The 24,436-nt window shown below is 58.2% G+C and carries 23 protein-coding genes; 12 read left to right on the top strand and 11 right to left on the bottom strand.

Annotated features, from left to right (window positions below; genetic code table 11):
• Positions 1–35: 35 nt before the first annotated feature.
• Genes C7S18_RS07975 through C7S18_RS07965 form a run of 3 tightly spaced genes read left to right on the top strand, consistent with a single transcriptional unit; the run spans position 36 to position 3,209 of the window.
• A complete protein-coding gene (locus C7S18_RS07975; RefSeq protein WP_106891055.1) occupies positions 36–731 on the top strand; it encodes an ABC transporter ATP-binding protein in 696 nt (231 codons plus the stop codon).
• On the top strand, positions 728–1,885 hold the full coding sequence (locus C7S18_RS07970; RefSeq protein ID WP_106891054.1) for an ABC transporter permease: 1,158 nt from the start codon (positions 728–730) through the stop codon (positions 1,883–1,885). Before C7S18_RS07975 ends, C7S18_RS07970 begins: the two co-directional genes overlap by 4 nt.
• A 7-nt stretch (positions 1,886–1,892) precedes the next feature.
• Positions 1,893–3,209 carry an ABC transporter permease gene (locus C7S18_RS07965; protein ID WP_106891053.1) on the top strand — a complete coding sequence of 439 codons (1,317 nt, stop codon included), beginning with the start codon at positions 1,893–1,895 and terminating at the stop codon, positions 3,207–3,209.
• A 93-nt stretch (positions 3,210–3,302) separates the two neighbouring features.
• On the opposite strand, the gene C7S18_RS07960 is transcribed toward C7S18_RS07965, so the two are convergent.
• The 6 genes from C7S18_RS07960 to C7S18_RS07935 all read right to left on the bottom strand — a co-directional run bounded on the left by C7S18_RS07960 (position 3,303) and on the right by C7S18_RS07935 (position 8,952).
• Entirely contained in the window at positions 3,303–4,052 is a 750-nt protein-coding gene (locus tag C7S18_RS07960; protein ID WP_106891052.1) for a 4'-phosphopantetheinyl transferase family protein, read from the bottom strand.
• Between the two features lie 130 nt (positions 4,053–4,182).
• Entirely contained in the window at positions 4,183–5,421 is a 1,239-nt protein-coding gene (locus C7S18_RS07955; protein ID WP_106891051.1) for an acyltransferase family protein, read from the bottom strand.
• A gap of 135 nt (positions 5,422–5,556) precedes the next feature.
• Entirely contained in the window at positions 5,557–6,243 is a 687-nt protein-coding gene (locus C7S18_RS07950) for an ABC transporter permease (protein ID WP_106891050.1), read from the bottom strand.
• Positions 6,240–7,124, bottom strand: coding sequence for an ABC transporter ATP-binding protein (locus C7S18_RS07945; RefSeq protein ID WP_106891049.1), 885 nt, complete (start codon positions 7,122–7,124; stop codon positions 6,240–6,242). Before C7S18_RS07945 ends, C7S18_RS07950 begins: the two co-directional genes overlap by 4 nt.
• A complete protein-coding gene (locus C7S18_RS07940) occupies positions 7,121–7,600 on the bottom strand; it encodes a GntR family transcriptional regulator (RefSeq protein WP_240624001.1) in 480 nt (159 codons plus the stop codon). The genes C7S18_RS07945 and C7S18_RS07940 overlap by 4 nt, the downstream gene beginning before the upstream one ends.
• A 347-nt stretch (positions 7,601–7,947) precedes the next feature.
• Positions 7,948–8,952, bottom strand: a complete 1,005-nt coding sequence (locus C7S18_RS07935) for an IS5 family transposase (RefSeq protein WP_106889619.1) — start codon at positions 8,950–8,952, stop codon at positions 7,948–7,950.
• A gap of 163 nt (positions 8,953–9,115) precedes the next feature.
• Between C7S18_RS07935 and C7S18_RS07930 the strand changes: the two genes are divergently transcribed.
• The 8 genes from C7S18_RS07930 (at position 9,116) to C7S18_RS07895 (ending at position 17,643) form a co-directional block, all read left to right on the top strand.
• A complete protein-coding gene (locus tag C7S18_RS07930; protein ID WP_106891048.1) occupies positions 9,116–10,507 on the top strand; it encodes a sensor histidine kinase in 1,392 nt (463 codons plus the stop codon).
• A 53-nt stretch (positions 10,508–10,560) separates the two neighbouring features.
• Positions 10,561–11,142, top strand: coding sequence for a response regulator (locus tag C7S18_RS07925; protein WP_240624000.1), 582 nt, complete (start codon positions 10,561–10,563; stop codon positions 11,140–11,142).
• A 566-nt stretch (positions 11,143–11,708) separates the two neighbouring features.
• Positions 11,709–12,434 (top strand): hypothetical protein, encoded by a 726-nt coding sequence (locus C7S18_RS07920; protein WP_146151813.1) that lies wholly within the window; start codon positions 11,709–11,711, stop codon positions 12,432–12,434.
• Positions 12,434–12,985, top strand: a complete 552-nt coding sequence (locus C7S18_RS07915; RefSeq protein ID WP_106891045.1) for a GTP-binding protein — start codon at positions 12,434–12,436, stop codon at positions 12,983–12,985. Before C7S18_RS07920 ends, C7S18_RS07915 begins: the two co-directional genes overlap by 1 nt.
• Positions 12,985–13,389, top strand: coding sequence for a roadblock/LC7 domain-containing protein (locus C7S18_RS07910; protein WP_106891044.1), 405 nt, complete (start codon positions 12,985–12,987; stop codon positions 13,387–13,389). The genes C7S18_RS07915 and C7S18_RS07910 overlap by 1 nt, the downstream gene beginning before the upstream one ends.
• 121 nt (positions 13,390–13,510) lie before the next feature.
• The gene (locus C7S18_RS07905) at positions 13,511–13,864 is read left to right on the top strand and encodes a hypothetical protein (protein WP_106891043.1); all 354 of its coding nucleotides are present in this window, start codon (positions 13,511–13,513) and stop codon (positions 13,862–13,864) included.
• A 403-nt stretch (positions 13,865–14,267) separates the two neighbouring features.
• Entirely contained in the window at positions 14,268–15,671 is a 1,404-nt protein-coding gene (locus C7S18_RS07900) for a hypothetical protein (RefSeq protein ID WP_106891042.1), read from the top strand.
• Between the two features lie 442 nt (positions 15,672–16,113).
• Positions 16,114–17,643, top strand: a complete 1,530-nt coding sequence (locus C7S18_RS07895; protein WP_106891041.1) for a hypothetical protein — start codon at positions 16,114–16,116, stop codon at positions 17,641–17,643.
• A gap of 61 nt (positions 17,644–17,704) precedes the next feature.
• Here the strand turns inward: C7S18_RS07895 and C7S18_RS07890 are convergent, their stop codons facing one another.
• From C7S18_RS07890 to C7S18_RS07870, 5 genes are all read right to left on the bottom strand, one after another.
• The gene (locus C7S18_RS07890) at positions 17,705–18,424 is read right to left on the bottom strand and encodes a hypothetical protein (protein ID WP_106891040.1); all 720 of its coding nucleotides are present in this window, start codon (positions 18,422–18,424) and stop codon (positions 17,705–17,707) included.
• Positions 18,425–18,530: 106 nt separating this feature from the next.
• Entirely contained in the window at positions 18,531–20,786 is a 2,256-nt protein-coding gene (locus tag C7S18_RS07885) for a TonB-dependent receptor (protein WP_106891039.1), read from the bottom strand.
• A gap of 94 nt (positions 20,787–20,880) precedes the next feature.
• Positions 20,881–21,549, bottom strand: a complete 669-nt coding sequence (locus tag C7S18_RS07880) for an SDR family oxidoreductase (RefSeq protein WP_106891038.1) — start codon at positions 21,547–21,549, stop codon at positions 20,881–20,883.
• Positions 21,550–21,728: 179 nt separating this feature from the next.
• Positions 21,729–22,925 carry a DUF4785 domain-containing protein gene (locus tag C7S18_RS07875; RefSeq protein ID WP_106891037.1) on the bottom strand — a complete coding sequence of 399 codons (1,197 nt, stop codon included), beginning with the start codon at positions 22,923–22,925 and terminating at the stop codon, positions 21,729–21,731.
• Positions 22,926–22,945: 20 nt separating this feature from the next.
• Positions 22,946–23,851, bottom strand: coding sequence for a hypothetical protein (locus C7S18_RS07870; protein WP_106891036.1), 906 nt, complete (start codon positions 23,849–23,851; stop codon positions 22,946–22,948).
• Between the two features lie 257 nt (positions 23,852–24,108).
• Between C7S18_RS07870 and C7S18_RS07865 the strand changes: the two genes are divergently transcribed.
• On the top strand, positions 24,109–24,420 hold the full coding sequence (locus tag C7S18_RS07865; protein WP_170113168.1) for a PqqD family protein: 312 nt from the start codon (positions 24,109–24,111) through the stop codon (positions 24,418–24,420).
• Positions 24,421–24,436 lie beyond the last annotated feature (16 nt).

Genomic DNA, 24,436 nt, shown 5'->3' with positions numbered 1-24,436 from the left:
GAATTTCCCCTCCCCTTCAGAGTCTGGAGACAAACATGGACGCACTGGTTTCCCTCCGTAGCATCAAGAAGTCGTATCAGCGCGGCACGCAGAAAATCGAAGTTCTGCACGGCATTGATCTCACGATCCCGAAGGGCGACTTTGTCGCGTTGATGGGCCCCTCTGGTTCTGGCAAGACCACATTGCTGAATCTGATTGGCGGCCTGGACTCGCCAAGCAGTGGCGAGATCAATGTGGGCGGCCAGCGCATCGACGCGTTGAGTTCCAACAAATTATCCAACTGGCGTAGCCGGAATGTCGGATTCGTGTTCCAGTTCTATAATCTCTTGCCGACCTTAAGCGCGCAGCGGAACGTCGAGTTGCCACTGTTGCTGACCAATCTGAGTGCATCGGAACGCCGTCGCAACGCCGAGATCGCATTGGCCCTGGTCGGTCTGGCCGACCGCAGCAAGCACCTGCCCTCGGAGCTTTCGGGCGGTCAACAACAGCGCGTGTCGATCGCTCGCGCCATTGTGTCCGACCCCACGCTGCTGATCTGCGATGAGCCCACGGGTGATCTCGACCGCCAATCGGCCGAGGAAATCCTGAGTCTGCTGCAGCTCCTGAATCGTGAGCACGGCAAGACCATTGTCATGGTCACTCATGATCCCAAGGCCGCTGAATACGCGAACCGCACCGTCCATCTGGACAAAGGCACACTGGTAGGCGTGAACGACGCGGAGGCCGCATGAAATACGTCCACTTGATCTGGGCGTCATTGCTCAGAAGCAAGACGCGTACGTTCTTGACGCTGTTCTCGGTGGTCACCGCGTTCTTGCTGTTTGGCATGCTCGATTCGGTCCGCGTGGCGTTTGACGCCGGTGGCGCCGTGGCTGGCGCGAACCGCATGGTGGTCTCGTCGCGGCTGTCGATCACCCAGTCATTGCCGTTCAGTCTGCTGAGTCAGATCGAGACCGTCGATGGCGTGAAGCGCATCGGCTATGCCTCCTGGTTTGGCGGCGTGCTGAAGGACAATCGGCAGTTCTTCCCAAATTTCGCGATTGGTCCGGGCTACTTGGACCTGTACCCGGAATACGAGATGTCGGCTGAGGATCGGGCGCGCTTTGAAGGTAATCAGACCGGTGCGATCGTTGGCGAATCACTGGCCCAGCGCTTCAATTTGAAAGTGGGCGACGTGATTCCGTTGCAAGCGACGATCTTTCCACAAAAGGGCAGCAACAACTGGCCGATGACCTTGACCGGTATCTTTCGCATCAAAGACGAGAAGCGAAAAGGTGAGGAAAACCAGCTGATGTTTCACTGGAAGTATTTCGACGAAGCCAACGACTACATCAAGAATCAGGTCGGCTGGATCATCGTTGAACTCGATGCCAACAAAGATGCAGTGGTCGTCGGCAAAGCGATCGACAAGCTCTCGGAGAATTCAGACCGCGAGACCCGGACGCAAACTGAGCAGGCCTTCAACCAAGCATTCGCCAAACAGTTCGCGGATGTCGGACTGATCGTCACCCTGATCATGGGCGCGGTGTTTTTCACGCTGATGCTGCTGACGGGTAGCACCATGACCCAAGCGGTTCGCGAGCGGATCCCGGAGTTGGCGATTCTGAAGACCATTGGTTTTAGCGATGTGACCGTCATGTCCCTGGTGCTGCTCGAGTCTTGCCTGATTGTTGTGCTGGGCGCGGCCATCGGTGTCGGCGTCGCCAGCGCCATGATGCCGGGTATCAGCGCCAACAGTGGCGGCATCATCCAGCTGCCATCGGTGCCCGCGCAAACCTGGGCGGCGGCTATTTTGCTCAGCCTGTTGATTGGCATCATCGTTGGTCTGGCGCCCGCCCTGCGCGCGCTCAGGCTGAATATCGTCGACGCGCTCGCCGGACGTTGAGGAAATTATGAATCGACTCAAAGAATTTCTGATCAAGGTTGCGATCTTGTTGATCCTGATCATGCTACTTGCAATCTGGGTCATCTTGCCTTGGACTTTCGCCGTGGGCTTGCTGGCACTGGTCGCGCTCTGGCTTGGCCTCACCCGCATGGGCCGGCAGACCTGGGCGATCACGCAGATTGGGCTCTCCACGTTGCCGCAACGAATCGGGATCTCGTCGGTCATCGTCGTGGGCATCGCAGGCGTGGTCGGCGTGCTGGTGGCCATGTTGGCCATGTCCGAAGGCTTCCGACAAACCCTGGCGCCGAGTGGGTCCGATGACAACGCCATCATTCTCCGCGGCGGCTCCCGAGTCGAAGTGAACTCGGTTGTGACGCGCGAACAAGTTGCGTTGATTTCGTCGTTGCCGGGCATCGCACGCGATACCGGGAATCAGGCCTTGATCAGTGCCGAGATGTCGCAGATTGCGACGTTCTTCAAGAAAAGTGATGGCCTTGAGGCAAACGCGCAGATTCGCGGGGTTGCCGAATCATCCTGGACGATTCGCCCCCACATCAACCTGATTGCCGGTCGACGCTTTGAAACAGGCAAGCGCGAACTGGTGGTTGGCAAAGGCGCCAGCGATGAATTCCAAGGCCTGGAGCTTGGGAATGTCGTCGAACTCAGCAATCAGGACTGGACTGTCGTCGGCATCTTCCAGTCGGGGAATGCTCACGACTCCGAACTATGGGCGGACGCCACCACGCTCGCGGCGGCCTACGGTCGCCAAGCGTACCAGTCAGTGACCGTGAAACTGACGGGCGCCGAAGGCCTGGCCCAGCTCAAGGCAGCCTTGGATGACGATCCGCGTCTCAAGCTGGATGCTGAGACCACGCGCAACTACTTCGTCAAGCAGTCCGAGGGCCTGACCCAACTCATCACGGCGCTCGGCACTATCATTGGCGCCATCATGGCGTTCGGCGCGGTGTTTGGTGCGCTGAACACGATGTACGCGGCCGTGGCCGGCCGCGCCCGGGAAATCGGAACGCTGCGCGCGTTGGGCTTCAAAGGACTGCCAGTCGTCGTTGCCATCATGATCGAGACGATGGTGCTCGCCGCCGCTGGTGGTGTCCTTGGCGCCGCACTCGCCTGGGTGTTCTTCAACGGCTATAGCGTGTCGACACTGTCGGAGAATTTCAGCCAGATCGTGTTCCAGTTCAGGGTAACCCCAGAACTGCTCTGGACGGGCATGAAGTGGGCTTTGGGGATTGGCTTGATTGGTGGATCGTTCCCAGCGATTCGTGCGGCGCGAATGCACATTACGGAAGCCTTGCGCCAGGCCTGATCTGGTGCGGCAACGCGGTGCATCGGCAAGCGCACTGGAGGGTGGTGTCAAGCTACCTTCCAGCGCCGCGAACAGCGCGGGGCTACGCGAACGCTACCAGCGGTCCCAAAGCCATAGCGCGCGGTCGCGGTCGGCCTGATTGCGGCAGGCAATGGCGCACACCCACCCTTTTCGCAACGCAACGGTCGCACCAAAGTACGACTGGCCGTCAATGTCGCAACGCCAGCAGTCGCGTGCCAACTCGGCCGACTGCGCCGGCAATGGTTCAACTCGAATATCAAACCCCGCTGGATTGAGGCTCATGCCGCGGCCATCTGCTTTGATGACCGCCTCCTTGCGCGACCAATGCATGAACCCCGAAATTTGCAGGCCCAACCGGTCACTGCAGACCATCTCGCGCTCGCGATCCGTGAACACCGAACTCATGACCGACTCGGGAAACGGGCGTCCTGCAAAGTGCTCCACATCCACACCCAAGGGATGCCGAGCGATACCAATCAGAATGGCACCACTGCTGTGCGACAAGTTGAACTCGCAATGCGACAGTTGAACAGAATTCGTCGTCGGCTGCGGCACCGCAGTCGACGCGCTTGCCGGTCCCGGCACGAGGCATGGTTTGCCATAAGCATTCCGCTGAAAAACCAGCGTCTCCGGCGGCAGACCGCAGTATGCAGCGAGCGCCCGCCGAAGTCCGGCGGCAGCGCGAATGGACTGCTGACGATCGCGATCAAACACGAATCGATTGGCCTTGTGCCGCTCGTCAGCACTCAACAGTTGCCAGTCCGAAGGATCGATACCGGGCAGTTCATCATGACAATCCAACACCAGCGTCAAGGTCGACATCGGGACTCAGCACGAGCTGCCAACCGCAGCAAGGTGGCAAGAATAACCCGTCACCATAAAACGTAGTAGCCGCCGCCACGCCCGTTGCGCGCAATCTGCGGCCAGAGCTCCTGGAACAGCAGCCGCGCAATCATGTTTTCTGCGGAATACTGGTCGTGCGGGACGCGGCTAACGCCACACCACGATCGTCAGATCGCTTCACCACACCGAAAATGCGCGCTAACGGCGTATGTCGAACCAGCACGGCATAGCTCACCAGACTAAAGGACAATGTCAGCGCCACCGCCAACGCAAACTTGCCGACAGCAGGCCATTCCAGGTCCAGCAACCGGTATTGAATCGCGAACAGAATTGGCAGGTGCACCACATACGTCCAATACGAAGCCTCCGACAGATAGCTGAGTATGAAGGACGGACGCGACAACCAACGCGCTGCCGCATTTAGGAGGCACACGCTCGTCCAAACGCTCAAGTAGGCCTCCAGCGCGGCGATGGGCCATATTCGCCAATCGCGACTGAGCGACATCGGTTCTGTCCAATCCTGGGTTCCCAGCCAGTCAATGCGTTCTTGAACCAGCAGCAAAAACGCCGCATAGGCCGGAATGATCAGTAGGAAGCTTCGGATTGACCTTGATTCGATCGCTACGCGTATCGGATTCGACGTCGCCATCCAGAATCCCAGTACGTAGAACGCGCCAAAGAACGTCAGCGCCCAAAAATTCGGCAAGAGCGACTCCGGCGCCGGATGCGGCGCGGACACGGAAGCCAGTGCCGGAATCAGCAGGCACGGTAATCCCCACTGCCAAAACGATTCCCGACGGAGCCAAGACAGTCGGGTCAGCCAAGACCAGTTAAACTGCCGCACTGACCAGGTCAGAACCGTCAGAATCAGTAGATAGTAGAGGAACCAAAGATGACCGGTGCCAGGCATTGCCAGCATCGCGGACGCCTCGCTATGGGTGCCGAGCCAATCCAGCAGGGGCGGTCGGTGCACTACTCTAGTCATGGCCTCGGCCAGCAGCCATTGCATGGTCAGATGATTGACTGGCACCAACACCAAGCATGGCAAGAGTATTCGCAACGACCGATTGCGTATCAGCGCACCAGTCCCCTGTCTCGCAATGAGTGTTGCTGCCGCAAAACCGGCGATTACAAAAAAGACCGGCATACGGCAGAGATGCGGCAACCAAAGCAGGACATCGACCCAAACCGAGTGCTGGCGATCTGCTGTGGGCATGAAGGGATGAGCCCAGGCGCTGTAGGCCAAGCCGGCATGAAAAACGACCCCAGTCAGCATCGCCAGCGCCCGCAATTGCTCCAAGTCACGTCGACGACCGGGCGCGACTGCGACCTTTTCAGTGTTGATCATATTCTAGTCTCACCAAGGTGCGCGGCATCAGGGGCGGCGCTTGAACTGCTGCTCACAGGCGTTCGGGCGCGATCGGCCCGGTGGCACGTCGCTACCGACGACCCAGATTGGATCAGACGCGTGCTGTCCGACTCATCAATAGAACGACTTCTTGCGGCAGTGAAACCAGCCGGTCAATGCCAGTATCAAGATACTTAGAATCGCCTGGATGCCCATGATCGACAGCGCGGCGCCTGACCAGACGATTGCTTCAGTCTTGATTGGCTCAGCGATCGACGGCGTCTGGCCAATCAACATGATGTAGGGATTGATCAGCACCATGCTGGCAATCATCACAAACGTATTCCATCCCTCAGACTCGACCGCCATGGCGGTGCTGAGCGACGCACAGAACGCAAGCACGATGTGGGTAAACAGCAATGTCGCCAGAACCACTAACCCGTCCGGTAAGCCGGTAAACAGAATGACGCCATAAGTCCCGGCTGCAATCACCAGGAGCGGGACCAGAAACGTCACCAGATTCCCAGCCAGCTTGGCGAGATAGAAGTCCAATGGCGACACGGGCAGACTCATGATAAATGCCAGCGTGCGATCGCGACGCTCGACCAACAACGAGTTCGAGATCGAGAAACAAGCAACCGCCACGACGACAATGATCAGCAACAGTGAGCCGATATAGAATGTCCACTTATGCAAGTTGCCCATCAGACAAAGCGCCACGACGGCGCCAATGACATACAAGGCCATTTGCTTCTGAAAGAGTAGCCAGTCTTTGTGGATCAGCTTCTTGATCAGCGAAAAATTGATGACGGACGTGGTCATGCTGACGCTCCTGCGCGAACGGTGGTCACAAAGATGTCTTCCAGATTCATCGGTTCAACGCGCTGCACCAGAAGCCCTTCTTTGCGGAGGGCCTCCGGCAAGTCGTCGCGATAGTGCCTGACTTTGATTTCGACGATCGACCCGTTCTGTCGGGCCATCGCCACACCGGGCAACCCTTTGACTTGTTCAGACAAGGTGCCCTGGCACAAGATGCGGCGCCAGTCGTCGAGAAATGACTCCTTGTCCTTGCAGGCCAGAATCCTGCCCTGATGCATGAACGTGATCGTGTCTGAAAGCTGCTCCACATCGTGCGTGTTGTGCGACGAAAACATGACGGTACGAGTCTCATCGCGCAGCACGTCAGAAAGCGCTTCGAGCACCTCGCTGCGGGCAACCGGATCCAGGCCGGTTGTCGGCTCATCCAGCAACAGCAGCTTTGGGCGCCGCGCCAGGTTCAGTAGCAGCATGGCTTTGACCCGCTGTCCGTGCGAGAAGCCTCTGAGCACTTGTTCAGCCCGAAGGTCAAAGCGTTTCATCAGTTCTTCGGCATAGTGCTCATCCCAGCTTGGATAGATGCTGCTGACAAAATCCATATGCCAACGCAGCGACTGCGATTGGTATAGACGCATATCCTCGGACGCGAAACCAATGTCACGCTTGGCCGCCACCTGCGCGTCCGGCATCGGCAGACCGAGCACTTCCACATTACCGCTGTCAGGTCGGATCAAGCCCATCAGGATCCGCATCAGCGTGGTCTTGCCCGCGCCGTTGACGCCAACCAAGCCCATGATCTGGCCTTCGGGAACCGACAAATCAATATCGTGCAGGCGAAAGTGATCGTAGGTCTTGTTGATCTGCTGCAATGCTAGTGCGTTTCTCATGGCGTATCCTTCTCATCGGATTCGATCGTTGCGTTCAGCGCGGCAAGCAACTGCTGAACCATGTCTTGTGGGTCCTGGCCAAGCTGCCTTGCACAAGCAATCCAGGCCGACAGGTGTTGGGCCGCGTTGGCTCGAAGCAGCGCCTTCGGCAGCTCCTGACTGGTCGTTACGAACGACCCCCGCCCCTGACGCGTGACGATCAGGCCTGCGCGTTCGAGTTCGAGATAGGCGCGCTTGACGGTGATGACGCTGACCCGACTGGCGCTTGCCAGCTCGCGAATTGACGGCAAGCCCTGCCCCGCAGACCAATCGCCGGCTGTGATCTTGGCGGTGATCTGATCAATGATTTGCTGATACATCGGCGTACCAGCTTCGTTGGAGAGGAACAGTTCGGCGGACACAGGAAGGGGCGGATTTGATGGGTGTGTATATTGTCTATACACAGTATGCACACTAATGAATTCGAACGCAAGCACCTGTTGCGCCGTCCTCCCGCCAGGGTAACGAACAAGGCATGACTTTCAGGCCGGATTTCCCCCAGCATCAAATTGCTACCAGTCAACACATTGGTACCAACCCGCATTGGCGGCCATCCGGCCAAGAAACGAGAAATGCGTCACATGTAGATTGTCAGAAATGCCAAAACCACCGTGATTAGGCAATCGGCTAGGGAGGGTCTGAACAAGTCGGTTTTTGGCGATGGATTCCGTCCTCCGGATTCTCAGGCGGGTTTCGGTCGGTGATCCGTTAAGTATCCTTCCTAATCGGTATCGTTCTTCACTTGGGAAAGCGGTTCTGGCGCTACTTTGCCCCTCTTTCGTGATCAGCTCGCGAACTTCGGGCGCAACTCCCCTGCAGTTTCAAGTAGCACTTTTCTGACACGATGCAAATTGGCCAGCGCGAACAGGGTGACGATGTGACTGGTGTTCTTGGCCAATCCCTTGAAGCGCGCCTTGTTGTACCCAAAGAAGCACTTCACCTTCTGAAACGCATGCTCGACTCGCGCGCGAACCTGCGCCTTCCTACGCTCGATCTTCACGATATTGCTCTTTGCCCGACCTTCTTCCATCGCCTTGATCGCGCTTCGGCGCATCGCAATCCTCCACTCAGGGAAGCGCTGCTTGCGCGGATGGTTCTCGCGCATGTTTTTGTCGGCGCCCTGGTAGCCCGCATCTGCCCATACTGTCTCTTCCTTGCCGTGCAGCAGGCTTTCAACGTGATCAACATCGGCATCATTGGCTGCCGACGTCACCACTGTGTGGACCAGACCACTGTCAGCATCCACGCCAATATGCGCCTTCATGCCGAAGTACCACTGGTTGCCCTTCTTCGTCTGGTGCATCTCAGGATCCCGCTCACCGTCTGAGTTCTTCGTCGAACTCGGTGCCGCGATGATCGTCGCATCGACGATCGTGCCACGCTTCAGCAGCAAGCCCTTGCGCGACAAATGACCGTTGATCCGCTCCAGTATCGACGAAGCCAAATCATTCGTCTCAATCAGACGCCGAAAGTTCAGGATCGTCGTCTCGTCTGGAATGCTGCCGCTCAGCGTCAGACCGGCAAAGTTCCGAATCGACACGATCTCATACAGCGCTTCTTCCATCGCCGGATCGCTCAACCCAAACCAGTTCTGCATCAGGTGAACCCGGAGCATCACTTCAACGGGGTACGGGCGACGGCCGCGACCGGCGACCGGATAAACCGACTCAATGTCCTTCAGCAATGCTGCCCACGGCACGACTTGCTCCATCTCGGCTAGGAATACCTCCCGACGCGTCTGCTTCTTCTTAGCCGCATATTCCGCGTCACCGAAACTCATCTGGTCCATGCTGAAATAACCTCGCCGCAACACCTGTATCTAACCAGAAATTGCGGGACTTGTTCAGACCCTCCCTAGCGCTTTTGGTGATCAAAGAGCGATACGCTCCACATTAGTGATCGCGAATGACTTGGGTGGCTGATTGCGGAACGCGCGCGCCATAAAACTGACAATGCTGCTTAACTTGGCAGTCTTGTTGGTCTTTGCAGCATTGATACTGTTGCTATTGCACACCAATAAAAGCGCCGCAGGGTCGCGATTGGCACCTTGGATACTGCTAAGCCTGGCAACTCAGTCCACGATCCTGATTCTGGGCTACCAATTCATCAACAGCCGCCTCCTCCGACCGCTCAGTCTGCTCACTCGTGAGTACCCAGCCAAGACGGAGCACGCGCCAGATCGCGCGAAAGCCAACAGTCATTCCGACTATCTGGCCCAAATTCGCAACGTCATAGACAGTGCCGCAACCAGCGCCCACCTCGTCGCCCAGGACAAGGCGCGCCTTGGAAGCATCCTGAACGCGGCCTCCACGTTTGTCCTTGTCTGCAACGACCACGGCAAGATGACCTACTGCAATCTTGGCTTTGCAGAGATGCTGCGCGCTCACAATCTCGACCCCGAGCAGTTTCACTTAGACAGCCTACTCACTGCAGAAGCGATTCAAACCATCCGCCGCGCCGTGTCAGTGGAACACGGCACGATCGAACTCGCCACCAGCATGCGTCTCCGCCAAACCGCGCCGATGCCCGTCAGACTGGTCGCCATTCCGCTCGATTTTGGTGACGACAGACTCCTTCTGATGGCGACGGACTTGTCCGAATGGGTCGCGATGCATAGCGAGATGATCATGCTTGAGGCCGAACGCTTTCGGACCAAAGCCGCTCTGGATCAGTCCGAAGCGCGGGCCCGCGAGCTGGAATGGGGAATGCTCGACATCGCGGAACAAGAACAACGGCGGATTGGACGCGACTTGCACGACGGCCTGGGGCAGCGCCTGACTGGCATCAGCTTTCTCGCAAAAGTACTGGTAACCAAACTCGAAGGCGACGATCCAAAGCATGTTCCATCGGCGCAATGGATCGTCACGCTGCTGAATCAGGCAATCGACGACGTGCGCCAAGTGTCGCGGGAACTGAATCCGATCGGATTCGAACACCATAATCTAGGCTTGGCGTTGCGCCGCCTGGTCAACGACGTCACCGAAAGCTGTGGCGTGTCCTGTGAGTTGATCGACCGCTGCTCCGATCTGCACTTTAGCGGAGCCGTCGCCGCACAGATATTTCGAATCGTGCAAGAAGCGATCAACAATGCGCTCCGACATGGCCGCGCCAATATCATTTCGGTGTTTCTGGAGCGACGCAGCGCCAGACTGCGAATTTGCATTCTCGATGACGGCATCGGGTTCGACGTGAGCCTGCTCCGCACCGGCAGCGGCCTGGTCAATATGCGAACCAGGACTGCTGCATTGAGCGGAAGCCTGCGTTGCCGCAGCAAGCCGCACACTGATCGCGGCACCATCTTGATCGTCAGCATCCCTGAACCCATTGTAGATCTATGGACATAGTGACGACCCTCATAGTCGACGACCACCCGATTGTCCGCCAGGGAATCGCGCAAGTGATCAGGCAAGAGAAGCTCGCGTCTCTCGTACTCGAGGCTAGCAACCTGCAATCCGCCTTGCAGCTCTTCTCCGCACATCGCCCGGAACTCGTGATTGTTGATCTGGCGCTTGGCGACGAGGACGGACGGAACGTCATTCGTTCCATCAGAGCCTTGAACAAAGAAACACACATTTTGGTGCTGTCGATGCATGACGAGCGCGACAACGCGGAGGACTGCCTCCGCGATGGCGCCGATGGCTACGTCATGAAGCAAGTTGCAACCGAGCAACTCGCAGACGCGATTCGTCGTTTGCAGCGGGGGGAAATTGCGCTTTCGAGCGTCATGCAAAGCGCCATCTTCCGAGGCCGCAAGGACGCAATGTCCGAGGGAACTAGGACGGTTGCGTCACTTTCCGACAAGGAACGAGAAATCCTGCGCCTTCTCGGACAAGGCATGAGCTCCTCTCAAATCGCCGAGACATTGCATCGCAGCGTCAAGACCATCGAGGCGCATCGCGCCACGCTGCGCGGCAAACTGGGACTCAAAACAGCCGTCGAACTGATTCGATTTGCCGCGCTATGGTCGAAGCAGCGTTAAGCGCCCTGCCATCCGGAGGCAACCGCTTAAGGAGAGTCTGAACTTCCAATTTGTGCCGGTTCAAGTGCTTGATTCTGGAGCACTGAGTCCGGACCCCGGCCTTCGCCGGGGCAGGCTTGAGTGCCGGACTCAGTGCGGGTCTGAAAGTCCAGGATGGACTTATTCAGACCCTCCCTAGGGGAACCCCTAGTACTCAATGCGGGATGCTCCTGATTGAATTGCTAATCAAAGCTCGTAATGTGCATCACGACACAGAGTGAAAGATCGAAAGCGTACTGGGGCACATCATGGACGAATCTGCTGATTCAAGAGTTCGCAAGTATGCCTGCATTGGCTTGACGCGAGAGCATACGACCAAACTCGGCGCGATGATTGATCTGCTGCAACCGCGACTCAGTTGCCGCTGGCACCATTCGACCCAAGCAGATGCCCATCTTGTGTTTTGCCCAGATACCTTCGCAGAGACTATTCGGTCACGTTTACACATTGACCAGAAAACCGTTACGGTCTGGCATGATGAGCAGCCTGTGCGATCGGCGAGTCTGCAAATCGAATGGCCATTCAGAATGGCACCCATCCTGCAGCTGCTTTCCGAGTTCGAGAGCGATGCCTTGTTGAACGGGGCCAGCGCGCATTTCGCAGCCAACATGGCGCAGCGACCTGCACACGATGATCTGTTCGAGGTCCTGAAAAGCTGGCTAAAGCTTCGAACGCCCTCCCATTGGTATCAGACTGCCGCGCGCAGCGGTGCACGTCTTTGGATCCACTCAGGCACCCTCCAATGTGCAGTCTCGCCACCACAGGCGCTGAACCTGCCGGAGCACTGGTCGCACTGGAGCACACCGCTTCCGGTCGATGCCGATCTGACTCCGAGTGGGTCGACCACGTCGCTTTACCAGTTGGTCTGGGCATTGATTGACGAGCCGAATCTCACACTACCTGATTGGATCTATCGGGATGGTCTGCAGATTCGCCTGACGGCCTGGCCTGACCTTGGCGAAGTACTGGCGCCGCATTGGCAAATCAAGCTGGCATCGTTGCTTTCGGTGGGCTTCAGTCGGATCGACGAACTTGCCCATAGGACACATCGAAGCGCTCACGATATCGCCGCATTCGCAACCATCTGTGATGTTTTCGGCTTAGTCGAACAACAACTGATCCCCACCGCACACAACGCGCAAGCACCACACCGACCAACACTGGTCGAGCAAGTCGTGAGGGCGCCACCAGCGATGTCGTTCATGGGTCTGATTCGTACGATTCGCGACCGACTTTATGGGAGCGCGCGCTGATGATCAACGCCGAGACCAAGATCTTGTTCTCCGGCCCCATGGGTGCCGGCAAGACGACCGCCATTGCGGCGGTCAGCGAGGTAACACCGATTTCGACGGACGCATTCAACTCCGATCGCGAAACCTTTGACAAGGACGGCACCACGGTGGCGCTCGATTTCGGACTACTGCACCTTCCGGATGGGCAAACGTTGCGACTTTTCGGCACTCCGGGCCAGGAACGATTTCGGTTCATGTGGGATATCTTGGCGCAGGGCGCCATGGGCGTGATCATTTTGATCAACGCAGCCGAGCCGATGGCCGCGACGCATCTTCGAAACTACACCATCGCATTTCAAAAACTGTGTGAAAACAGACTGGCCGTGATCGGCGTTGGCCGACACGATGCCGCTGGCGCCGTGTCAATGGCAACCCTTCAGAACGTACTGAATCAGGCCTCATTGAATCTACCGATGTTTCGCACCGATGTCCGGAAGCGGGAGCATGTTGTCCTGTTGCTGGACACGCTGCTGTGCATGATCGAAAGCAAAGCTGAACTTGGGAGCCACTGATGCCAAATCGAATCGTCCAATCCTTGCACCTGGAATACATCCAGGCACTGCTGACGGACTTCGGGCGGCAGACTCCGGGTGTTCAAGCCGCCATTGCAATGACCGCTGATGGGTTCGAGGTTGCGAGTTACCAGGCAGGCAAGAGTGTCACCGCAAAGCTCGCTGCCATGGGCAGTTCGATTCAAGCGCTGGCCTCTGCACTCTCTTCAGAAGCCGGGCTGGTTGGGCTTCGTAGCACCTTGATTGAGGCCGACACGGGTATCGCCCTGATCGTGGCAGTTCCGGGTGCGAGAGTCCCCTTGACCCTTGCGTTCGTGGCCAACCGATCGGCAATTGTCGGGCACCTGCTCTGGTCCGCGCGAAATCTTGTTGCCGAAATTGAGTCGAGAAAGGAGACCGCCTGAATCCAGAGCTCAATGCGCCGCTGGAGACGCATGAGATTGAGCCCTAGCGAGATACGCAGCGCGCAACGCGGCAGCGTGCTGAAGCAATAAAAGCCGCATTGAAGTTAACGGGAGATACAAAATGGCAATCAAGGACGTTCTGGCAAAATTGTTGGAAACAGATGGTGCGCTTTGCTGCTGTGTGGTCGACGCCAACAGCGGGATGTTGCTCGACTCCGCCGGCACCGGCGTCGATATGGAGCTCGCAGCCGCAGGCAATACGGAAGTGGTGCGGGCGAAGATGAAGACAATGAAGTCCCTTGGTCTGAATGATCGCATCGAGGACATTCTGATTACGTTGGGCAAGCACTACCACATCATCCGCCCCATTCAGACCAAATCAGGACTGTTCATTTACCTCGTTCTGGATCGGGCGAAATCAAACTTGGCGATGGCGCGCCGAAGTTGCCAGGAAGCGGAGCCCGGACTCAGTTGATCTGCCGAAACCGGTCGCACTCAGCGCGAGTGGCAGGTCGCCGGGCTTCGACACGGCCACCGCCGGAATTTCGACGCTACGTGCCATGGACGGCCCACCCAGAATCGAGCATCCCGGTGCTTGCTTCTGACACGCTGAGTTCGACCGCCAGCAGACACCAGGCCGGCATTGCGCAGAAAGCTTTGCACCGCCATGCGCCCGCGTTGATCGTCGCCAGCCCGCGCCGATTCGCGCTGGGGCTGCCAAACATCCAAAACCGTCAACAATCGTTCAGCGCGTTGCACCGCCACCAATTCCCGTGGGATAGAACCCGCTCCCGTCCTGTGAGCGCCCTGCCCCGATGATTGCTTCAGCTTTCGACCGATTCATAGCGCGAACCTGCACCCCCGCGCTGGCGGGATCTTTGAGCGCGACGGCCCTGTTGCTGGCACTGCCCGTAACAGCCGGGGCAGTGCCAGAGATTCAAGCCGCCACCCCTCAGGCATCCGCGATCCGAGACTTCGATTTTCTGAATGGTACGTTCGACAGTCCGCTCGCTGAAGGCCCGGTGCGCGTCCGCAACGGCTTCGGCAAGACCGCGGTGTCCAGCTTCAGCGTCCAGGTTGCATATGGCGATCTCGACGGCGACGCGATGGACGATGCAGCGGTACTTTGGCAGGACGATGGCGCCGTCGCATCCAGCACCGGTGTCCTGACGTTTCGGTTTCAACGCGGCGATGTCCACCCTTTGCTGACGTTGACCGGCGGAGCCGCCATTGACGGTTACTTGAAGAACATCCTGATCGAATACGGCGAGCTCATTACGATCAGCGATCCGGAGCAAAGCCAGAATGCTGAGCCCTGTAACGGACAGGTCGTGCGCCATTTCGTTGCGAATGGGCAGCTGTTAGAGGTGCGTCAGCAGTATTGCGATGACGGCTCTGACCCAAGTTCTCCGGCCGTGCGCGCGCGAATGCCCGAAGATCTGCGTGCTTTCGTCATGACCCGTCAGGCATGCGATCACTTCCGCGGCGAACCAGTCGAGGGCGACGATCCCGAAGCCATTGCGCGCCGTCAGTTTGTCGCCGACAAGATTGCCGAAACCTGTAGCGGCACTGACCAGCAGCTGGCTACGCTGAAGCGACGCTATGCCGACGATCTCGCGTTTGCGGGTGCACTGGCAGTCTTCGAGGAGCAGATTGAGTTCGATGACGGGTCAGCAGACCATGGGGCGTCCGCGCGCGAGTTGAGAGCTGGAGAATATGGACCGCTCACGATCGGATTCGACCCAGACCAGGGAATCTTCTCAGCGGTGCTGATGGTCCAAAGCCAGCCAGGATGCAGCGTTCGTCTTCGCGGCCTGGCCCATCTTGACCCAGAACCGCTGGCCGCAAAGGCCGAATTGCATCGTGACGCGTTTGGCACTCATCAAACTGAAGAGGCGGTCTTTGCTGCGGAGTTGAAACCGGGCCAGAGCACCGAAGGCACGCCCACACTGCGACTTAGGCTCGGTCAACTACCTGATCATTGCCCAGAGCTGAGCACGTTTGCCAGCGAACAAGGGGTTCAGTTGACGCAAACGCTTCAAGCGCCATGGACCAAAGTGCAATGGGTCAACGCTGACCGCGCCTATTTTCACCAGCGACCAGCCGCCGAAGCCAAGGGCGCCACCTACGTCATCAAAGGCGATCTCGTGCGTCAGTATGGCGAGCACGATGTATTCGTTGACGCCGCGTTCGTGAATGCCAAGGGCCTAGCGACGCGCGGCTGGCTGAAATTCGAGGACTTGGTCACTGAACTCTGGTTGGGTGACGGCGCGGAGATGTAGCGCAACCAAGCGAACGGTACCGATTTCGGATGCCGATTGACCGCGGCCGGCCTGAAGGCGTAGGCTCGGCTGACTGTCTCCGGGGGCAGCACCAATGTTAAGAGTCTGCCACCACCATCCAACTTGGCTGGAATGCGTGTTGGGCCGCGGAATTGCCAATCTGTACTTGGGTGAATCAATAGCGATCTAGAACGAGATGCGCGCCTTTGCGCACAATTCGACCCGTTACGTAGGGTTTGGATCAGTCCATCGTGGACCTTCAGACCCGCTCTGAAGCCGGCACGTTTCCGGACTCAGTGCTCCAGTCGACGGTCGATTGACGCCAGCGTTCTGGCACTCGAACGTGATGAACCTTGTTGGAGCAGCAGGCAACCAAAGCGACTGCGCCGTCTGGCAGGGGGAGCTCTTGACGGATCACAACGCTCACTTCGGGAGACAAGTCATGAAAGCTGCACTCTTGGTTCTGGCTGCCATCAGCCTTGATGCAACCGCGCAAAGCTCTGGGCCGGTTGGCTGCACGTACAATCAATACGGTCGTGTCGCAAACGGCGCCAGCCTGTGGCCGACAACGACCTTCGGCATTCCGGCAGCGCAATTGCCACCCTTCGAGACGAATTGCCTGATCAATCAGTTCGCATTCAACAACTTTCTGTATCTGGCGGGCAATGACGGCAGCGGCAACCCCCGTTTCATGAGCTATGTCCCCTGGTACGACGCGCTGCCTGCCAAAGGTGTTCCGGTATGGACCGGCACTTACACGCCACTCGATGGCGTACAGCTGTCGAAGGCGATGAACCAGACTGAAGCAGGAAATGGCTTTCAATTGCTCGACGTCGCAAATCAGACCACGTCCTACGACATCCGTATCAATCAGGTCTATTTCAATCAGATCAAGAACCGACAGCTTTACCAGCAGGCCACCTTGACGGCTGCCGCGAATGCGTTCAATCAAAATAGCTACAGCGGTGGCATCTGGTTTCCGCCGACCGAAATTGGCGACAAGACCGAAGGCGTCATTGAGTTAAAGACCGCTTGGCGCAACTTCGGCGCCGTCATCTCGAAGCTCTGCCCCAGTGACTTGATGTATTGCACGGTGGATGACGATGGAACCGCCTGGGGCCTCGTCGGCTTTCATCTGGTTCAAAAAACGAACACTCATGGCGAGTTCGTCTGGGCCTCGTTCGAGCATGCGGGCAATGCGCCGGACTGCAGCCCGGGCGGCGCCAACCCGGTCGCCAACTTCCCGGCAGATCCGACCGAGCCCGGGCAGACCATGAACGTCAACAAGAACTACTTGAATGGCGTGGGCAAGTCCGGCTGGAACTATTTCGACTACAACGACTACTTGGCTGCCAAAGGCGATCGAAAGTCATGTCCGTTTCCCGTCAAGAATGTTCAGGCCGGCGCAATCTGTCTGACGTGGCCGGGCTCGGGCACAGCGTGGCAGCAGGTCCAGGTGTGCCGCACCGACCGCATGGAAAAGCCGGCGAATGCCTGTGTCAATCTCTCGCAACCGCATCCAAACAGTCTCGATATCGCCTGTCTGAATCAGAGCGTTGTCAACAATTCGCCTTCGGGACTGGCCGACTACTGGCGCTATTACCAGTTGATCGGCATGCAATGGGTCATCAATGGCAACACCGAGGGTGGCGCGTTTGGACAAGGCTGCTTTCTGTACGAGGATGGCGACGCGAGCTCCACGAACTGCCCGAACTACGGCAAGCATGGCGAAGGTGGTTCAGCGCCGTCCTACACGCGTGCCGGATCGACCACGATGGCTAACACGACATTGGAAACCTGGACGCAGAACTTTCTGTATGTCACCGATCCCAGCAATCCCCAAAATGTCAGCTCTGCAGCCGACTGCTTTGCGTGCCATCAGCCGCAGACGATCGCTGTTCCAGCCCAAAACGGACAGCCGGCCTTCAATCAGGCTGACATGAGCCATCTATTGAGCCGCGTCCAGCAATAGCTGGCTTCGATGTCAACTTGACCATACCGCCACACCGCAACTCACCGCGGTGTGGTGGCAATCAAGATGGGCTCCGCGCTTTCGACACATAGCTGAGTCGGGCGGTACTCTTGATTGGCTTGCCAGCCGGATCGCGTTCAGTTGCCAGATAAACCGTGGCAATGCCCTCCTCCTCGGCCGCCATGAATAGTCCAAGCGTCATCGGCTTGGTACCGCCCGTCACATCGCAGACAATCGCTCGCGGTTGAAATCGTTCACGCAATTGTTGAATGCCGTGCCGCGCCCGCTGCCTGGCCTCGCTGCTGGAATGCACGTTTTCCAAAGCCGGCATGGCGATGACATCCAGGTTCTCGCCGGCCAACGTACGGCAGGCGTCGTGCAGTTCATCGCGGCTCGTGCCAAGGAGCACTAATACTTCGGGCTTCAGCATGCTGACGGCTGTGCGCACGAGCTCCATGTTCTTTGGGTTGTAGTTCATGATCACGGCCGATGCATTGGCCGTGATCTCCTCACTTTCGGCATCGATGAACGAGTTGGTGCGGCGAATGAACCGCCACAGCCAGCCGCCCCGGAACAGACCCACCACCAAACCGGTAATCGCGAGTACCGTGGTCAGTAAACCCAATAGTGTCGAGACGCGGTCCATCAGCAACCAAGGGTCGACCGACGCATGCGCCGAGGCGCCGGTGAGTGCCGGCGCGAACATCCACGAGAGCCCCAACAACCCGGCGCTGAGCAAGGCAAATACGGCAGCGGCGCGGAGATAAGCGCTAAGGTTCATGAACACGTCGCAGTTGGGCGTATCGGGTTGGGATCGCGAACGCCGCGATCAGCAAGGATCAAACCTCGAAGCGCCGTCGGTGACGGCGCCCCGGGGCCAGATTCCATCAATATCGCGCGGTGAACTCCAGACCAATAATCCGCGGTTCGTTGATGAAGCCAGTCAAGTTATTGAAGTCGATGCCGCCAACGACCTGACGCTCATCGGTAATGTTGCGGCCAAACAGCGCGACCTGATACTGGTCGTTGTTCCAGTTATAGCCAACCCGCAACCCGCCTTCGAGCAGCGCAGCGCCGTTGAATTCCGCAGAGTCGTAGAGGAAGAAGCTGACCTCACTGCGATACGCCCAATCCGTGAAGAAGAACAACTCGCCATTTGCCATTGGAATGCCGTAGCGCGCCGTCACGTTGGCGATCTTCAGTGGCGCCTGTGGCAAACGATTGCCATCGAGCAGCACCGTTCCAGCGACCGGACCCGCCGGATCATAGACCGTGCAGCCGCCACCGCAAGGTTGCACGGCAAGGGTGTCGTCCTGGATCTCGGTATCGTTGTAGCTGACGCCCGCGGTGACCAGCAGTCGATCGGTCAGGTACGCCTCGGCATCGAGTTCAAACCCCGAGCCCACCGTCCGATCCGCATTGATCAAAGTGTTGAAGTTCGCGCCACCACCCACTGCCGTCAGCTGCTGGTCACTGACCCGATAGCTGAACACGGCAAAACCAAGCCGCGCCCGGTTATCCCACAGACTGGCCTTGATGCCCGACTCGAACGACAGAACCGTCTCACTATCTGCCACCGACAAGACATCGCCAAACAACAGGCGCCCCTGAATGCTCGGTGCGCGGAAGCCACGCGCGACGCGTGCGTAAGCGTTCCATTCGTCATTGATCGCATAAGCCGCGCTCAGATCCCAACTGACATCGCTATCGCTCGGATTGGCATAAAGCGGACCAATCGGACCAACGCCGAGGAAGGACAACGGCGACTGCGTGCGTTCGGCCTCGAAGTCTTTCTCGTCGCGCGTATAGCGAAGACCCACGCGCAGGGTCAGATCGTCGGTTGCGGCGTATTCCAGCGAGCCGAACAGCGCGTACGCCGTGTTGTCCTGCTTTTGAATGGCATAACCATTCTGCGGACGCCCCGGTGACAGCGTGTCGTAGTTGAAGCTCTCGATCGTGATGCGCTCATCAAAATAATAGAAGCCGGTTTGCCATTGCAGCGCACTGTCAGTCTGCGACTGCAAGCGGAACTCCTGCGTGAACTGATGATGATCTGGCATGCCATCGGCCGATTCGGCCGTAAACGGAATCAGCCCCGGCCCCGACGGTGGCGCGAACACGGCACCGAATCCGCCATCGATGTCACCACGCGAGAGCGTGTCCAGCGTTTCATAGCCAGTGATCGAGAACAGGCTGAAGCCAGCGAAATCCCAGCGCAATCGGGCATTCCCGCCAAACGTATCGAGTTCTTGGGAGTTGTCGCCATCGATACTGATGGAATCGGGATCGAATCCGGACACGAGGCCACCCTGCCCCGGCCGAATGATATTCGCCCGAAACAATCGGGCCGTGCCATCCAGGTTTCGCGCATGGAGATTGAACAACGCTTCGAAGTCATCGCTCGGCGCATACAACAACTGACCGCGCACCGCGGTTTCGTCATAGCCTTCGAGATCGTCGCCATCGCCGTTTAGCGTATTGTCGACATAGTCATCGCGATGTTGGTAGAGCAATGACAGCCGACCGGACCAAGCATCATTGAAGCCACCGCCAATCGCGCCTTCAAGGTTGGTGTTGCCGTAGGAGCCGTATGAAATCTGACCGTAGCCCTCGCTGGTCTGGCTCGGTCGCATCGATTCAAACTTGATCACGCCCGCCGGCGAATTGCGCCCGAATAGCGTGCCCTGCGGACCGCGCACCATTTCGACGCGATCCATGTCGAACATCGGAAAGCCCTTCAGGATCGGGTTTTCCTGCACGATATCGTCATAGACCAGCGACACCGGCTGGGAGGCGTTCAAATCGAAATCGGTATTGCCCAAGCCACGCACATAAAAGCGCGGAAACGCGCGACCGAACGACGACTCAATTTGCAAGCTCGGCAGGCGACCCGACAAGACGCGGATGTCGTCGCCACCCGAGTTGATCACATCAAGCTTCTCGGCATCGACGGTCGTGATCGCAATAGGTACCTTCTGCACATCCTCCTCTTTGCGCTGAGCCGTCACCGTGACCGTTTCCAGCGTTGCCGACTCCGACTCCGTTTTGGTGTCGTCCTGCGCATAGAGCAGCGGGCTGGCGAGCAGACTTGCCACACTCAAAGCGAGCAGGTTGCGGTGCAAACGGCGATTGGGATGATTCATGGTGCACTCCTTATTGGATCGGGGCGTGATGCGGGGTCCAGCGATGTGTGGCGTTAGGATAAGTCCACACGAAGCGCAGTGCGAGCCCCTTTCGCTACCAGGGCAACATGGTACCGTTGCTGTGCCAGAACGTGCCCGTTTGCGACAGGTCCAAGCGCTGGAGCAGTCCTTTGAGACGACTCGCCGACTCGGCGGCCGTGATGTCACCACGACCGCCCGTCATGCCCGTTTGCACATATCCCGGATGCAACATGAATACGGCGATGTCGCGCGGCTTCAGGCTGATCGCCAGCGACTTGCCTGCGATGTTGAGGGCCGCCTTGGACATTCGATAGCCGTAGTAGTCGCCCGAGCTGTTATCGGCGATCGATGCCATGCGTGTGCTCATGAGCGCGATCTTGCACCCAGCCCGAAGGCGCGGCAGCAACGACTCGATCAGCAGAATGGGCGCCAGCGCATTCACTTCAAACTGCTCGCGAATCAATTCGACTTGCAAAGACAAGCCGCCGAGGGCGTCCTCATTCAGGACGCCTGCATTCAGAATGACCAGATCAAAAGACCGATCTGCAACTTGCTCGACCAGGCAGATGCGATCAGCGTCACGGCTCAGATCCAGGCCAACATGGACGTCGGCACCGGTTGCTGACAGCGCGTCAGACGGACTTCGCGTCGCCGCGACGACGTTGGCGTGATCAGCGCGATACGCGCGCGTCAGCTCCAAACCGATGCCACGTCCCGCACCCGTGATCAGTACATCAGGCATGATCTGCTCCCAACAAAAAAGCGACCCGGGCGAGCCGGGTCAAGATCGATCTGTCGGGGGATCAAACAACGTCAGGAAGCAACTTGTCAATCTGAGTTTCATCCGAAAGGCACCAGCGCCTGGCGCTTTTCAGAACAGGTGGCGGTCACACGCATCGAGCTACTGCGGCCGCCTGTCAATTACAGTGCAATCGCCTGCTGACGCGTTTCTTGAACGGCAAGCGTGGCCTGATCGGTCAGCGTTAGGTCGCGCACCGAGAACGGCGCTTGCAAGCCTGACTTGGCAATCGTCTCGGCGTCAAACACCAAGGTCAGAGCCTGGCTGCCCGGCTTTAACGATGCAGCGCTCGACGCCACGGCGCCAACCCGCACGGTCTTGCCATCAAAGCCTTGCAGCACCCCTCGAAGTTCGTACCGGCTGGCGGCGGCAACGTCGATCGATACGCTCACGCTTAACGCGCCTTTCTTGCCCGTTAGCGATTCCAGGTTGCCACCCAGTCGGGCACGCGGCACGCTGGAAACGATGACCGTCTTCGCGTCGCGCTGGATGCCACCTTGCGAGCTGAAGGTGTGGATTTCCCAAAGTCCTTCGCCTTCGCCAGCCAAGCCGTCATGCGCGACCGTGGCGACGTATTGATTGCCCTCGCGTTTGAAATCGAGTGCCCGCTCCAAGCCGTTCGGGGCGCTCAAGAAGCCGCCGATGGCCTCCACGGCACCACCGTCATTGGCGGCGGCAATGACCTTGAACGTTTGACCATGCACGGCGGTAATCCGGTCGGTCTTGAGGCTCAGCGTCTGGCTGCTGTTCGGCTCATAGACATGGAGCAAGTAGTCCTGCGCCGCCTTGGCCACCCGGATCTGCATCGCGCCCTGACCAACATCGGCCTTCAGCTGAAATGCCAGCGTGCCGGACGGAAACGGCGCGTTTGCCGCTTTCAACTCGGCAGCATTCGCGGCGTTCTTCAATCCGTTGCCGCGGGCAAATGTACCCATGCCCGAGGTGATCTCCACTTGCAGCGGATCAATGGCGGATTTGCTGGTACCGATTGGCGACAAGCGAAACAGGGCTTCCGGGGCTGAAGTCTGGACGCGTTTGCCCGACTGCAATTCGGCTGCCGAAACGCGCATCCAAAATTCGCGGCTCTCCGCTGCATAGGGCGACTGCGCTTGCAGGGTTTGTTCGGGCGGGAGCACCCACGCGAACTGCACCGGCAGCGTCTCCAAGCGCGCGGCTTTGGCCAGATTGGCTGGCGAAGCGGTCAGGGTGGTCGGCGTCAGATCTTGGTCCGATGCCGCCGGCAAGGCAATGGAACGGGCAGCCGTCGTCTGTGCAAGCACCAGTGCGAGGCTCAAAACCAGGGGACGAATCGTATTCATGGCTTGTGTTCTCGCAGGGATCAGAGGTCGTTACGCAGGATCACATCCAGACCGAAGCACTTGCGTCGGCTCTGGTTGTGGGAAAGCGGCTCACTGCCCGCCATCCGGGACGTGTCATAAAACCAGACCGTGCCAGCGGCGGCCTGCGATGTGCAGTTCAAGAAGCCATCCGAGCAGGAGGCCAACCAATTCTGCGTCGTTTCCAGACCCACATTTTCGAAATAGCCGCCGCAATAGCTGTCGGGATCCCAGATCGCTGAATCCACATCCGAACCCACGACGCTGTAGAACGGCTTTGGCAGCGCTGGCCGACCCGCAGTGCCGTACAGGTTGTTGGCGTTGTAAGTCGCCATCCAACTGGTTTGCTGCATGCGGACAGCATCGGATTTGTAGCCCACCAGCCAACCCAGCGATTGTTCGAACACGTTGCCGTTCATCACGGCGTTTGCGAGCGGCGTGCCGGCCGAAGATGGCGCGAGTGCATTGACCCAGCGGACTTTTGAAATGATGTTCGGGTAGCGACTGTCGTAAGTCGGGTTCGACATGATCCAGCGCATGACGTTGCCGCCATTCGAATGGGTTTCGACAACGAGGTCGGTAATGCCCTTCTGCTGAATGAACGTGGTCAGTTGTCCCGCCAGACAGCCCGCAGCGGCACTCGTCCACATGTACTGCTCAAAATCGCAGTTAATCACTGTGTAGTTGGCTGGATTCGGCAAACCCTGACGAATCGAGTCGATGTTTTCCTGCGTCCAATAATCTTTCGCCGCGTTGGTCTGTTTGCCCGTGCCATGCACAAAAGCCACACCCGTATTGGCGACGCTGGTTGATGCCGCCAGGCTCAAGCCGAGCCCGATCAAGAGCTTGTTCACGTGTTTCCCTCCCAGGAAATGGATAAGCGTTGCGGTCCCTCGGGCCGAACCCATGCACCAGCTTGGGCTGCGTGCCTGCGTTTGCTGGGGCGCCGTTGGCGCTGTTTGCGGATGTGGATCATCCGACCCGGCGATCCTAGGAAAGAATTCCTTGCAATTGCAAACGTATGTTTGAAACTTTCGTTTGTGCGGTGCGCACAAGGAATGGCTGCCTGGCAGGCTTGAAGCGTCGCCACAACAAACACTTAGCGCCATCATGCAACGCAACATTCAGTTACGCAAACGATTGTAAACTGGCGGGCAACTTGCCGATGACGGACGGACGTGACATGGTCCCGACACTGCCCCTTACGCTCCGTATGTCCTACCAGTTCACCACCCAGGTGTTGATTCAAACCGATCTGGACCCGGCAATCCTGCTGGATCTGCAAACCGGCCATTACTTCGAAGCCAATGCCAGCGCAAATCAACTTGTGCTGGGCATCCAGCAGGCCGAATCCAAGGCGCAGCTTTTGGCGCGCTTGCAGGCACACTTTTCGGCCCCGGATGCGCAATTGATCGCAGACTTGGACGCACAGCTGAGCGACTGGCTGCAACGCGGCTGGATTCAACCTCGGCCATAGCCTCACGAAGGCTCTT

It is taken from the genome of Ahniella affigens (assembly GCF_003015185.1).
In the GTDB taxonomy this organism is placed as follows: Bacteria; Pseudomonadota; Gammaproteobacteria; order Xanthomonadales; family Ahniellaceae; genus Ahniella; species Ahniella affigens.
This window is presented reverse-complemented; position numbering and strand designations above follow the sequence as displayed.

Coding starts and splice junctions, on each gene's coding strand:
- C7S18_RS07870 (WP_106891036.1), bottom strand. CDS start 23,851: ATGGGTTCGGCCCGAGGGACCGCAACGCTTATCCATTTCCTGGGAGGG.
- C7S18_RS07975 (WP_106891055.1), top strand. CDS start 36: ATGGACGCACTGGTTTCCCTCCGTAGCATCAAGAAGTCGTATCAGCGC.
- C7S18_RS07880 (WP_106891038.1), bottom strand. CDS start 21,549: ATGCCTGATGTACTGATCACGGGTGCGGGACGTGGCATCGGTTTGGAG.
- C7S18_RS07875 (WP_106891037.1), bottom strand. CDS start 22,925: ATGAATACGATTCGTCCCCTGGTTTTGAGCCTCGCACTGGTGCTTGCA.
- C7S18_RS07915 (WP_106891045.1), top strand. CDS start 12,434: ATGATCAACGCCGAGACCAAGATCTTGTTCTCCGGCCCCATGGGTGCC.
- C7S18_RS07950 (WP_106891050.1), bottom strand. CDS start 6,243: ATGACCACGTCCGTCATCAATTTTTCGCTGATCAAGAAGCTGATCCAC.
- C7S18_RS07960 (WP_106891052.1), bottom strand. CDS start 4,052: ATGTCGACCTTGACGCTGGTGTTGGATTGTCATGATGAACTGCCCGGT.
- C7S18_RS07890 (WP_106891040.1), bottom strand. CDS start 18,424: ATGAACCTTAGCGCTTATCTCCGCGCCGCTGCCGTATTTGCCTTGCTC.
- C7S18_RS07965 (WP_106891053.1), top strand. CDS start 1,893: ATGAATCGACTCAAAGAATTTCTGATCAAGGTTGCGATCTTGTTGATC.
- C7S18_RS07885 (WP_106891039.1), bottom strand. CDS start 20,786: ATGAATCATCCCAATCGCCGTTTGCACCGCAACCTGCTCGCTTTGAGT.
- C7S18_RS07955 (WP_106891051.1), bottom strand. CDS start 5,421: ATGATCAACACTGAAAAGGTCGCAGTCGCGCCCGGTCGTCGACGTGAC.
- C7S18_RS07910 (WP_106891044.1), top strand. CDS start 12,985: ATGCCAAATCGAATCGTCCAATCCTTGCACCTGGAATACATCCAGGCA.
- C7S18_RS07930 (WP_106891048.1), top strand. CDS start 9,116: ATGCTGCTTAACTTGGCAGTCTTGTTGGTCTTTGCAGCATTGATACTG.
- C7S18_RS07865 (WP_170113168.1), top strand. CDS start 24,109: ATGACGGACGGACGTGACATGGTCCCGACACTGCCCCTTACGCTCCGT.
- C7S18_RS07945 (WP_106891049.1), bottom strand. CDS start 7,124: ATGAGAAACGCACTAGCATTGCAGCAGATCAACAAGACCTACGATCAC.
- C7S18_RS07935 (WP_106889619.1), bottom strand. CDS start 8,952: ATGGACCAGATGAGTTTCGGTGACGCGGAATATGCGGCTAAGAAGAAG.
- C7S18_RS07970 (WP_106891054.1), top strand. CDS start 728: ATGAAATACGTCCACTTGATCTGGGCGTCATTGCTCAGAAGCAAGACG.
- C7S18_RS07895 (WP_106891041.1), top strand. CDS start 16,114: ATGAAAGCTGCACTCTTGGTTCTGGCTGCCATCAGCCTTGATGCAACC.
- C7S18_RS07905 (WP_106891043.1), top strand. CDS start 13,511: ATGGCAATCAAGGACGTTCTGGCAAAATTGTTGGAAACAGATGGTGCG.
- C7S18_RS07920 (WP_146151813.1), top strand. CDS start 11,709: ATGGCACCCATCCTGCAGCTGCTTTCCGAGTTCGAGAGCGATGCCTTG.